This window comes from Paenarthrobacter aromaticivorans, from assembly GCF_019038615.1.
Lineage (GTDB): Bacteria > Actinomycetota > Actinomycetes > Actinomycetales > Micrococcaceae > Arthrobacter > Arthrobacter aromaticivorans.
This window is the reverse complement of sequence record NZ_JAHOPC010000008.1, coordinates 59,836-71,517: the sequence shown is the minus strand read 5'-3', so window position 1 is coordinate 71,517 and position 11,682 is coordinate 59,836. Positions and strand designations below refer to the sequence as shown.

Below are 11,682 nucleotides of genomic sequence, written 5' to 3'. Positions count from 1 at the left end.
CTCATTCAGTACGTGCTTGGTCGTCTGATCCGGATAGTGCGGGGGCCAGCTCCCCTACCCCTGGCTGCGCGGTCCCGGAGTGCGCGGCGTACAGGCCATACTTGGCGATGTACTGCACCACGCCATCGGGCACGAGGTACCAGACGGGGTTCCCGGCACCTACCCGTGTTCGGCAATCCGTTGAAGAAATCGCCATGGCTGGAACTTCCAGGAGGCTGACGTCTTCCCTGCCCATGCCGTCCAGTTCGTGACCAGGCCGCGTGACACCAACGAAGTGCGCCAAAGACCAGAGTTCGTCAACGTCCTTCCAGGACAGAATCTGGGCCAACGCGTCAGCGCCAGTGATGAAGAACAGATCAGCGTCGGGTCGCTGGGCCCTAAGATCGCGCAGGGTGTCGATGGTGTAAGTGGGGCCGGGTCGGTCAACATCAACCCGGCTCACCGTGAACCTCGGGTTTGAGGCCGTGGCAATCACAGTCATCAGATAGCGATGCTCGGGTTTGCTGACCTGCTTGCTGGACTTCTGCCAAGGTTGACCAGTAGGCACGAAAACGACTTCGTCGAGATCGAACTTGGCGGCAACCTCACTTGCAGCCACAAGGTGGCCGTGATGGATAGGATCAAAAGTTCCACCCATCACGCCCAGCCGGAGCCTGCGCTCCGACTCCCCGCGCGGAGTTGCGGCGATAATGTTAGTGGCCCTGCTTGTGGGTGTGCTTGTTCGGGTGCTGGCGGTGCGGGTCCGAGTGCTCTTCTACAGCCTCGTGACGGTTGCCAAGGTTGGTGTAGGAGAGAGCAACGAACATCAAAACCAGCAGGATAGCAAACATGCTGACTCCGAAGACCCACGGCTCGGCCCAGAGCGGGGCGGGCGCTTCGTGGCCGCCTTCTGTTTGGGCTGCAATGGACGTGGCGATCTGCTGAAACAGCATCTTCTCCCCTAGTTGGTTCTCAAGGATTTTCGACGGCGGGACTCCCCACCGTTCCGGACTTCTGTTCTATGTTACCGCGTAGCTAGCTGCGGATCTGGCCTTCGCCTTGCACGATCCACTTGGTAGTGGTGAGTTCGGTAAGGCCCATGGGCCCACGCGCGTGCAGTTTTTGGGTGGAAATACCCACTTCTGCTCCGAGGCCGAGCTCGCCTCCGTCAGTGAAACGCGTGGAAGCGTTGACTATGACAGCAGCCGAGTCGATTTCAGCGATGAATCTCTCGGCGTTGGCGAGGTTGTTCGTCAAGATCGCTTCGGTATGTCCGGTGGTCCACTTGCGGATGTGATTGACGGCATCATCGAGGTTGTCCACCATGGCCACAGCGAGGTCCAGGTCCATGTATTCGGTGGCCCAATCGTCGTCGTCGGCGGGGACGGTTTCAACGTCCTTGCCCAGGGCTGCGGCTATACGCTCATCCACGTGGAGGGTGACTCCGGCAGAGCGAAGTGCGGCGGCAACGGCAGGCAGCACGGTGGAGCCCGAGTGGACCAGGAGGGTTTCCACAGTGTTGCAGACGCTGGGACGCTGGGTCTTCGCATTCAAAAGAATGTCAACGGCCATCTCTTCACTTGCCGATTCGTCGATGAAGATATGTACGTTGCCTTCACCCGTTTCAATAACAGGCACGGCAGAGTTGGTCACGACAGTCTGGATAAGATCCCGTCCGCCGCGGGGAATCAGAACGTCGACCCGCCCCCGGGCACGCATGAGCACGTTGGCGCCCTCGCGGCCGTACTGGTCCACGGTTTGCACGGCATCGGCAGGCAGGCCTACGGAATCCAAAGCTTCCCGAAGAATCTGCACCAAGGCCTCGTTGGTGTTCGCAGCTGCCGATCCGCCGCGCAGGATGACAGCATTGCCGCTCTTGAGTGCCAGACCGGCAATATCCACCGTGACATTGGGGCGCGCTTCATAAATGGCGGCAACAACGCCCATGGGGACATTGACCTGGCGCAAGCGCAAGCCGTTGGGAAGGGTCTGGCCTCGGACTACGTTGCCCACGGGATCCGGCAGGCCGGCCAGGTTCTCCAAAGCCGCAACCAGGCCATCAATGCGGGCAGGTGTCAGTGTCAGCCTGTCCAGCAGTGCGGCAGACGTACCGTTGGCACGGCCTGCGGCGACGTCCTTCGCGTTTGCTTCCAGCACGTGCTTCCGGCGCTCCTGAAGGGCGGTCCCTATGGCACGCAGGGCGCGGTCCTTCCAGGCTCGGTTGGCCTGTCCCATGCGTCGGGCAGCCTTACGGGAACGGTCTGCAATGGCGTGCACCGCGGTTTGGACGTCTTCCGGTGACAACGGAACGCCGCCTGCCACAGGGCTCTCCGGCGTCTGGCCGGCGGCACCGGAAACGTCGGAAATCACAGGGGCGTCAGGGGTCAGCGCTTCAGTCATGTTCCAAGTTTAGATGAGCGGACAGCCTGAAGGAGTACGAGGTCGTCAACATGAACAACTTCGCGGTCGTAACCCCTGCCCATCGCCTGCCCGAGCTCCTGGGTGCTGCGGCCAAGCATGCGGGGAAGCTCTTCCGAGGAATAGTTCACCAGGCCACGAGCCACAACAGTCCCGTCCGAGGCCACCATTTCCACGGGGTCGCCAGCCTCGAAGTCTCCAGAGACACTCGATATTCCTGCAGGAAGGAGTGACCTGTGCCGGTCGCGCACGGCTTTCACCGCGCCGTCGTCGAGCATCAGGCGCCCGTGAACCGTTGCCAGGTGCGCCAACCACAACAGGCGAACTGGCTTTCGGTTGCCGTTCACGGCGAACCACGTTCCCACGTCCTCCCCCGCAAGGGCTGCTGCGGCGTTCGCCGTGGACGTCACCAAGGCGTGAATCCCGGAGCCGGCGGCAATGGAAGCCGCCTCCACCTTGGTCATCATGCCGCCGGTGCCCACACCTGCTTTGCCCGCCTTGCCAATGGTCACGTCTTCGAGGTCCTGCGGACCGCGCACCAAGGCGATCCGCTTGGCCCCATGTGAGGGTGGACCGTCATAGAGGGCATCGACGTCGGAGAGCAACACGAGAGCGTCGGCGCGGACCAGATGGGCCACCAAAGCCGCAAGGCGGTCGTTGTCGCCAAAGCGGATCTCGTGGGTAGCGACGGTGTCATTCTCATTAACGACCGGAACGACGCCAAGATTCAGCAAGCGGTCCAAGGCCCGGAACGCGTTGGTGTGCTGGGTCCTGCGCATGAGGTCGTCAGCCGTCAGCAGGACCTGGCTGACCGTGACGCCATGCGCGCTGAAAGCCTGCGTATAGCGCGCCATCAGCAGGCCCTGCCCCACGCTTGCCGCGGCTTGCTGGGTGGCAAGATCCTTCGGACGCTTGGCCAGCCCAAGCGGGGCAAGGCCGGCTGCAATCGCACCCGAAGAAACCAGGATGATTTCCGTGCCGGCGTTACGCTTGTCAGCCAACGCATTAACCAGCGACGTCAGCGATTTCTCGGAGATGCCACCTTTGATACTGGTCAGCGAGGACGAGCCAACTTTGACCACAATCCTCTTGGCAGTAGCCAGGGCCTGGCGCTCAAGAACCTCTTCGTTCGGAACTTCGACGGTCCTAGTCGTCATCACCGGTATCCAGGTTGCCTTCCGTTACAGGCTGGGCACGACGGCGGCTGACGGACTCAGTCCAGATGCCCGCCTTGCGCTCGGCTTCCAGTTCGGCGCGGGCAGCAGCCTTGGCTTCGCGGCGCTCAATCTGTTCATCGCGCTTCTGTGAACGCGTGGGACGGTCGCCGATGTCGGCAACGCGGATGTCGGTACCGCGGGGAGTTGCCAGCAGTTCAGCGCCGGCCATCATGGTGGGCTCCCAGTCGAAGACCACGCCATCGTCCTCACCGATGACCACGGTATCGCCAGGCTTGGCACCAACTTTGAAGAGCTCAGTCTCGACGCCAAGCTTGGCCAGGCGATCAGCCAGGTAGCCGATGGCTTCCTCGTTGGTGAAGTCGGTCTGCTTGACCCAGCGGACAGGCTTCTCCCCAAGGACGCGGAACAACGGTTCGAGGTTCTTTTCCTCGCGGCGGATCCGGAATCCGCTCTCGTTGACGGCACGCGGACGAAGGATGGGCGGGGCAACCTTGGGAGGCGCAGTCTCAACCGCGTCCCGTGCGGCCTTGACGATCTCAGCCATGGCGAAGCCAAGCTGGCGCAGGCCTTCATGGCTGGTTGCCGAGACTTCGAAGACCCGGTAGCCGCGTGCTTCGAGGTCGGGCCGGACGAACTCGGCCATGTCCTTGCCGTCAGGAAGGTCCACCTTGTTCAGGACAACAAGCTTGGGACGTTCATTCAAGGGCACAACCTCGCCGTCGACGCCGGCATAGCTCATGTCAACGGCGTACTTCTCCAGTTCCGCCTCAATGATCGCCAGATCGGAGAGGGGATCACGGTCCGATTCCAGGGTTCCGCAGTCCAGGACGTGCACCAGGGCCGCGCAGCGCTCCACGTGGCGCAGGAAGTTGTGGCCAAGGCCCTTGCCCTCGCTGGCGCCCTCGATCAGTCCGGGCACATCCGCGATAGTAAAACGGATGTCGCCGGCCTGGACAACGCCAAGGTTGGGAATGAGAGTGGTGAAGGGGTAATCGGCAATCTTGGGCCGTGCAGCTGACATCGCTGCAATGAGGCTGGACTTTCCTGCGGACGGGAATCCGACCAAAGCGATATCGGCGATGGACTTCAGCTCCAGGACGATGTCGCTGGATTCGCCTTCGATGCCCAGCAGCGCAAAGCCGGGCGCACGGCGCTTCTGGGACGAAAGCGAGGCATTTCCAAGGCCTCCCTGGCCACCTGCAGCCGCAACATATTCGGTGCCCTCGCCAACGAGGTCAGCCAGGACTTCGCCGTCCTTGGTCTTCACCACGGTGCCGTCCGGCACAGGAAGGATCAAGGTTTCGCCGTTCTTGCCGCCGCGCCAATCGCCCATGCCAGGGCCACCGTTGGTGGCGTGGCGGTGGGGGGCGTGGTGATAGTCCAACAGGGTGGTGGTCTGCGCGGAAACCCGAAGGATGACGTCTCCACCATTGCCACCGTTGCCGCCGTCAGGACCACCGAGTGGCTTGAACTTTTCCCGCTTGACAGAGACACAGCCGTGGCCGCCGGTTCCGCCGGATACGTGCAGGACTACCCGGTCTACAAAGCTCGCCACGTGAATCTCCTCTTGCTGTTGCCAGCGCTGTTGCAAAAACCAGAGCGCCATAAGCGCCCTAATCGATTGTAATGCGGTTAAAAGAACGGTGGAGCGGGCCGTTTGGCCCGCTCCACCGGTTCAGAACTTGTTGTTACTCTGCAGCTGCAGCAGCAACGATGTTCACTACGCGACGACCGCGGCGAGTACCAAACTCAACCGCACCGGCCTCGAGTGCGAACAGGGTGTCGTCGCCACCGCGGCCGACGCCTGCACCCGGGTGGAAGTGGGTTCCACGCTGGCGAACGATGATCTCGCCTGCGGAAACTACCTGGCCACCGAAACGCTTGACGCCGAGGCGCTGTGCGTTGGAGTCACGACCGTTGCGAGTGGAGCTCGCGCCTTTTTTGTGTGCCATGTGAAATGCCTGCCTCTAAATTTCTGGGGAAACTGAAAATCTGAACAGAGTAACGAAAGTTACTTGATGCTCGTGATCTTGATCTTGGTCAGTTCCTGACGGTGACCCTGGCGCTTCTTGTAGCCGGTCTTGTTCTTGAACTTCTGGATGACGATCTTGGGACCGCGAAGGTCCTCAAGGATCTCAGCCGTGACCGTGACCTTGGCCAGGTCCGCGGCAGCGGACGTGACCTTGTCGCCGTCAACCAGGAGCAAGGCGGGCAGCTCAAGCGTGCTGCCGGCTCCACCGGGGACGCGGTTCAGCGTTACGTAGTCTCCAACGGAAACTTTTTCTTGGCGGCCGCCTGCGCGGACAATCGCGTACACCACTTGGGTACTCACTTCTCTCGACGTTTCTTACTAAATTTGCGTGCGGAACCTTGAACCGGAATCAGGCTTGGTTCGCGCTGTGCCTCAACGCCGTGGACTTCAGATCGAAGCCCGCGAGTCATCCCATGAACAATTCCAAGGGGCATAACCCAAGTGTTGGCGTAAGCACCGAAGATCAAGATTACGCTAGTTTGACCTTCAGCTGCAAATGAGGCCGGGTCCGGAGGCTATCGAGTGACTTGCGCCACCAGTTGTAACGGACTCTCCCGGCACCGTGCCCATACAGCCTACAGGATTTGCACGGCGATACTGCGGTTTGGCCCGCGACGCGCTGGAGCTTTGTGGATTTGTTCCACTCGGCAACCTCGGAAACCCTGCTTAGGCGAAGAGCCTGGGGGCATCGAAGAAGGCCGTTTCGTAGCGGCAGGACTGGGCGAAGGCCTCAACCATGGCCTTGCGTTCCTGCGCAGAGGCGCCAGCTGCCGCAGCATCGGTAAAGTCGATCGCCTTCCGGGTTGCGGCAGCAAACTCCTCGTCCGCGTATGTCTTCAGCCATGCGGCATAAGGGTGGTCGCTGGGAGCGCCGGCTTGGACATACGCCGCGTGAAGTTGCTGCCCTACCTCCGCGTACAGCCAGTAGCAGGGCAGGATTGCCGCCAGCAAAACGGCGTAACTGCCCGAAGCCGATGTCGCCAGCAGGTGGTCCACGTACGACCTTGTCATGGGTCCGGTTTCTGTTGAAGCCGGACGCGTGCTCAGCCAGTCCCGGTGGAGTTCGGACTCGACCTCAAGGCAGAGTTGCGATGATTTTGCCCAGAAGAGCTGTTCTTCTTCCGTGGGGGCAAGCGCACCCGCACGCGCCAAAACCCGGGAATAGCCGTTCAGGTAGATGGCGTCCTGGGCGAGGTAGTAATTGAACTGGGGCTCCGGCAGACGCCCCGACTGCAGGCCCTGAATGAAAGCGAGGCCGTATATTGCCTCCAATTCAGGTACAGCTTCGGCCCACAGCCGCGCGGCAAAGTCGCCGGATTTCCCGGCAGGATTCAGCGCTGGCTCCAGGTGATGGAAGTGGTGGACCGGCCCGCTACCCTTGCCTACCTTGAGGCCGTCGGCCGTCGCGAGGGCCTGCAGCAGCCACGGCTTGACCTCGCGGAGCGATGCCTCCCAATCGTCCGTGCGGGCTTGGACCGTGGCCAATGCCGAGGAAAGCGAGCACCCTGTTCCGTGGCTGTTCCTGGTATCCACTCGGGTCCCCGGCACCTCGATGACGTCCTGGCGCAGCAAACCGCTCGTGTTGACCAGCGCATCCGGACAGTCGTTTCCTGCCAAGTGGCCACCCTTCAACAAAACGGTCGTTCCGCACTCAGCAGCCAGTCGCTTGCCTTGGTCAAGCGCCGTCGCCCAGTCCGGGGCTTCTGGCTCACCTAACAACATCGCCAGTTCGGGAAGGTTTGGGGTGATGAGATCCGCCAACGGCAAGAGGCTGCGCAGAGATGCTTCGGCGGTCTCATGCAGAAGACGGTCGCCGCTGGTGGCTACCATCACCGGGTCAAGGACCACGACGGCGGGACGCACCTCTTCGAGCCAACTGCGGACTTCGTCGATGACGGCCGCGTCACCCAACATCCCGATCTTGACCGCATCAATGTCAATATCGCTACTGATCGCGTCCAGTTGCTGACGGAGGAACTCCACGGGCGGAACATGAACAGCGCTGACGCCCAGGGTGTTTTGGGCCGTCAAAGCCGTAATGGCAGCCATGCCATAGCCACCGTGCGCTGCGATGCTCTTCAGGTCTGCCTGGATTCCGGCGCCGCCAGAAGGATCCGAGCCTGCAATGCTGAGCACACGCGGATGTGGCCGGGCCGGAACTGCTCCGATACCAACGGGGTAGACGGCGGAATTCGACGATGAAGCCATGGTGGACATCCCTTCGCCGGTGCTAACCGGACAGGTTCAACGGGTCTGGATCTCAGCCAGGCCCAGTGCCCGGCACCCCGTGTCAGTTTCCTAGCGTAGCCCGTAAGCCCGTCGGCCCGGGAACCGGACGGCCTCCGGGAATGGATGTGACTGGCAGCAACGAAAGAGTCCCGCAGCATCCGCCGAAACGGATGCTGCGGGACTCTTATTGCTCTACGACCATGTCACTGCTTAGTGGCGTGTGCCGTGCTTACAACTCGGAAGCAGGAACTCCCACCCCAAGGATGATGGGCTCGTCAGCTACCTTCTTTTTGGCAGGCTCTTCTGCTGCCGGCGCCTTGGCCTCATGGGCCGATCCACCTGCGGCGGCAGCAGTTACGTCGTGATGTTCCACACTGGTTTCGTTGGCGGCACCCTGCGCCCTGCTGGCACTGCGGTTCCTTCGGCCGCGACGGCCACGGGAACGCGATGAATGATCGTGCTCATCCTCAGTGACAGCAGGAGAACTGGCCGGGGAAACCGCGGAAGCAGTCGCAGGTTCGGAAACCGAAGACGCCTCTTCCTCTGCAGCCGGTGCGGCACCGAGGTGCGAAAATGCCTCTGCCAACAGGTCCAGGCTCATGGCCGGCTTGCCGGCAGGTGATTCCTCGTGGTGCTCCACAAACGGAAGAGCCACTTCTTCGCCACCGAAACGCAGAACTGGGGTGGAGCGTGCTTCCCGAACCGCAGCGTCATGACTGGCGGCATCACGTGCAGCCGGTACCCCGGCATCGCCGGTTGCAGCTTCAGGGGCGGATTCATCCGTGTGACCCTGCTGGCCTCCTGCGCGGGCTTGCTCCTCCGCACGGTGAACCTCATCATCGTGCAAGTGGGCGGCATGCGCTGCGGCGGCGATGGTGGCAAGAGCTGCCCTGGTGGCCTCAGCCTTGGCCTGGCGGACCGGGTCCACGGACTCAGTGGCCGCCGGAGCCGCGGGGGCGGCAGGCGTGCTGTGGAGCGTAGGGGGCACTTCGGCCATTGCGGCTCCCCCACCTTTCCCACGGCGACGCTTGCGATCCGTGCGCGCAGCAGGCTGTTGGGGTTCGGCGTGCGGACGGTGGTGCTCGGCAGCAACGACGTTGGCGCGTCGGTGTTCCACGGGCTCGTCATGGGTGACGACACCGCGCCCGGCGCAGTGCTCGCACTGCTCACCAAACACCTCAAGCAGGCCTGTGCCCATGCGCTTGCGCGTCATCTGCACCAGGCCCAGCGACGTCACTTCGGCCACTTGGTGCTTGGTGCGGTCACGGCCCAGGCATTCCACCAATCGGCGGAGCACCAGGTCACGGTTCGATTCGAGGACCATATCGATGAAGTCGATGACGATGATGCCACCGATATCACGCAGGCGCAGCTGGCGAACTACTTCCTCGGCCGCTTCAAGGTTGTTCTTGGTGACGGTTTCTTCCAGGTTTCCACCGCTGCCGGTGAACTTACCTGTGTTGACGTCCACCACGGTCATGGCTTCGGTGCGGTCGATGACAAGGGAACCACCAGACGGAAGGAAAACCTTGCGCTCCAGTGCCTTGTGGATCTGCTCGTCGATCCGCCAGGCAGCAAAGATGTCCTGATCCTTGGTCCACTTCTCAAGGCGGCCCACCAAGTCGGGAGCAACGTAGGTGACGTAAGCCTCAATGGTGTCCCACGCGTCGTCGCCGGAAACGATCAGCTTGGAGAAGTCTTCATTGAAGACATCCCGGACCACCTTGATGGTCAGGTCAGGCTCGCCGTAGAGCAATTCCGGGGCCAGCACCTTGGTGGAGGACGCCTGCCCTTCAATGCCTTCCCACTGCGCGCGCAAACGGTTGATGTCGTGCGTCAGTTCTTCCTCGGAAGCACCCTCTGCGGCCGTGCGCACAATGACGCCGGCGTTCTCCGGCAAGCGGTCCTTGAGGATGCGCTTGAGGCGGTTGCGTTCGACGTCGGGCAGTTTGCGCGAGATACCGGTCATGGAACCGCCCGGCACGTACACAAGGTAGCGGCCCGGAAGGGAAATCTGGCTGGTGAGGCGGGCGCCCTTATGGCCAACGGGGTCCTTGGTAACCTGCACCAGGACGGAATCGCCGGACTTCAGCGCATTCTCGATCCGGCGCGGTTGGCCCTCAAGGTTTACTGCATCCCAGTTCACTTCACCGGCATACAACACCGCATTGCGGCCCCGTCCGATGTCAACAAAAGCAGCCTCCATAGAGGGCAGGACGTTCTGGACCTTGCCCAGGTACACGTTGCCAATGAGGGAGTCCTGCTGGGTCTTGGACACAAAGTGCTCAGCCAATACGCCGTCTTCAAGAACCGCGATCTGGATTCTGTCGTCGCGCTGGCGGACGATCATCTGGCGATCCACGGACTCGCGGCGGGCAAGGAACTCAGCCTCTGTAATTACCTGGCGGCGGCGTCCGGTCTCGCGGGACTCGCGGCGGCGCTGCTTCTTAGCCTCAAGCCTGGTGGAACCCTTAACGCTGGTAACCCGGTTTGACGGGGCCGTCTCAGTGATCGGGCGGGGCGCGCGGACACGGGTCACCGTGTTGGGTGGGTCGTCGTCGGACCCGCCAGTCAGTTCAAGATCCTGGTCACCCCTGCGGCGACGCCGGCGACGACGCGACGTGACGCCCTCTTCGAGCGCTTCCGCTGCCGGAGCATCTTCTTCATCCTCAGTCTCAGCGCCGTCTTCGGAATCGGTCTCATCGCGTTCCGTTCCGCGGCGGCCCCGCCGGCCGCGGCTCCGGCGACGACGACGGCTGCTGGAATCCTCCAGCTCGTCAGTTGACCGGGTTTCCGCAGTTTCGTCTTCAGCCTCTTCGGCCTTTTCCTCGACGGCCGGACGCGTCACAGTGCTGAGGTCAGGGGCCTGGAAGATCATGGACGTAATGGAGACCGGCTCCAGGAACAAAGACGTTGAACCGGGGGCGGACTCCTCGGATGCTTCAGACTCTTCCTCGGCGGGAACAGTGCCTTCTGCGGAGGTGCCTTCCGCAGAAACGTCTTCTGCGGGGACGCCTTCTGGAGAAACGTCAGCCCCTGCAGGAACATCTGCTTCTGCAGGAACGGGGCCCGGGGTGGCCGGCGCAGGCTGGGACAAGGCGTCCGTGGTTTCAGCAGCGGGTGAAGGCTCCTCGGCGGGCGTTGCGTCTATGGCGTCAACGTCCTTGGGCTTGGTAGTCCGACGACGGCGGACCGGCTTTTCAGGGGCAGGTTCGGCATCGGTTTCCGGCTGGGACGCTACCGCGTCCGGCTCGTCAAAACCGGGGAGGGGCTCAGCAGGCACCGTTGTCTTGCGCGCGCGGCTACGACGCGCCGGCGCCTTGACTGGTTCTTCGATGCCAGCCACGGATTCGGCAGGGGCCACTTCTTCGGTGGCAGCTACTGCAGTCTGCTTGGGCGCAGCCTTGCGCCGGGTCCGGGTGGTCTTTTTAGGCGCTTCCGCAGTTTCCGCGGTAGCTGCATCTTCATTAACGGCTACAACCTGGTCATTATCCATATGTGGCAACACTCCTGCCCCAGCGACGCCGCCACATCCGGCGCCCAGTGGGGCAATTATTTGTCAAAACCCTCAGGCGTTGACAGAAGTCGGTAGTATTCCTTCCGGTTCGCACCATCATTGGGGTGCGGCAGCCCTGGAAGGCCAGTGGCTTTGCTCTGAAACCCGTTGTTCTGCTGCCACAACCAGGTGCCGTCCATTGTCATGGCGGGCATGCCGGGGATCACGTGATCCAGGCAGGCCCTGCTCATGCTGGCGGTCTTGGGAACAAGTCACCGGACCGGATTCCGAATGTGGATCGGCTTCCAGCCATGTTCATTCTCTCACACCCCTGCACATTCGAAGCGTAG

At 62.2% G+C, this 11,682-nt stretch carries 9 protein-coding genes and 1 riboswitch; all 9 genes read right to left on the bottom strand.

Annotated elements, in window-relative coordinates:
• Position 1: 1 nt before the first annotated feature.
• The 9 genes from nadD to KSW38_RS13755 all read right to left on the bottom strand — a co-directional run bounded on the left by nadD (position 2) and on the right by KSW38_RS13755 (position 11,332).
• Complete coding sequence (nadD, locus tag KSW38_RS13795) at positions 2–688, bottom strand: nicotinate-nucleotide adenylyltransferase (RefSeq protein WP_223949299.1); 687 nt, start codon at positions 686–688, stop codon at positions 2–4.
• 4 nt (positions 689–692) lie between these two features.
• The gene (locus KSW38_RS13790) at positions 693–932 is read right to left on the bottom strand and encodes a hypothetical protein (RefSeq protein ID WP_216925492.1); all 240 of its coding nucleotides are present in this window, start codon (positions 930–932) and stop codon (positions 693–695) included.
• Between the two features lie 82 nt (positions 933–1,014).
• The gene (locus KSW38_RS13785) at positions 1,015–2,379 is read right to left on the bottom strand and encodes a glutamate-5-semialdehyde dehydrogenase (protein ID WP_216925491.1); all 1,365 of its coding nucleotides are present in this window, start codon (positions 2,377–2,379) and stop codon (positions 1,015–1,017) included.
• Positions 2,376–3,554: a glutamate 5-kinase gene (gene proB / locus KSW38_RS13780; RefSeq protein WP_216925490.1), complete on the bottom strand. Its 1,179-nt coding sequence runs from the start codon at positions 3,552–3,554 to the stop codon at positions 2,376–2,378. Before proB ends, KSW38_RS13785 begins: the two co-directional genes overlap by 4 nt.
• Positions 3,544–5,130: a GTPase ObgE gene (obgE, locus tag KSW38_RS13775; protein WP_216925489.1), complete on the bottom strand. Its 1,587-nt coding sequence runs from the start codon at positions 5,128–5,130 to the stop codon at positions 3,544–3,546. Before obgE ends, proB begins: the two co-directional genes overlap by 11 nt.
• A gap of 133 nt (positions 5,131–5,263) precedes the next feature.
• On the bottom strand, positions 5,264–5,527 hold the full coding sequence (rpmA, locus tag KSW38_RS13770; RefSeq protein WP_021470683.1) for a 50S ribosomal protein L27: 264 nt from the start codon (positions 5,525–5,527) through the stop codon (positions 5,264–5,266).
• A 59-nt stretch (positions 5,528–5,586) separates the two neighbouring features.
• On the bottom strand, positions 5,587–5,895 hold the full coding sequence (rplU, locus tag KSW38_RS13765) for a 50S ribosomal protein L21 (protein WP_216925647.1): 309 nt from the start codon (positions 5,893–5,895) through the stop codon (positions 5,587–5,589).
• 378 nt (positions 5,896–6,273) lie between these two features.
• Positions 6,274–7,815 (bottom strand): bifunctional hydroxymethylpyrimidine kinase/phosphomethylpyrimidine kinase, encoded by a 1,542-nt coding sequence (locus tag KSW38_RS13760; protein WP_216925488.1) that lies wholly within the window; start codon positions 7,813–7,815, stop codon positions 6,274–6,276.
• Positions 7,807–7,905: riboswitch (TPP riboswitch) on the bottom strand. It overlaps the preceding gene by 9 nt.
• Before the next feature lie 160 nt (positions 7,906–8,065).
• Positions 8,066–11,332 (bottom strand): Rne/Rng family ribonuclease, encoded by a 3,267-nt coding sequence (locus tag KSW38_RS13755; protein ID WP_216925487.1) that lies wholly within the window; start codon positions 11,330–11,332, stop codon positions 8,066–8,068.
• Positions 11,333–11,682: the final 350 nt, after the last annotated feature.

Coding starts and splice junctions, on each gene's coding strand:
- proB (WP_216925490.1), bottom strand. CDS start 3,554: ATGACGACTAGGACCGTCGAAGTTCCGAACGAAGAGGTTCTTGAGCGC.
- KSW38_RS13790 (WP_216925492.1), bottom strand. CDS start 932: ATGCTGTTTCAGCAGATCGCCACGTCCATTGCAGCCCAAACAGAAGGC.
- KSW38_RS13785 (WP_216925491.1), bottom strand. CDS start 2,379: ATGACTGAAGCGCTGACCCCTGACGCCCCTGTGATTTCCGACGTTTCC.
- KSW38_RS13760 (WP_216925488.1), bottom strand. CDS start 7,815: ATGGCTTCATCGTCGAATTCCGCCGTCTACCCCGTTGGTATCGGAGCA.
- KSW38_RS13755 (WP_216925487.1), bottom strand. CDS start 11,332: ATGGATAATGACCAGGTTGTAGCCGTTAATGAAGATGCAGCTACCGCG.
- rpmA (WP_021470683.1), bottom strand. CDS start 5,527: ATGGCACACAAAAAAGGCGCGAGCTCCACTCGCAACGGTCGTGACTCC.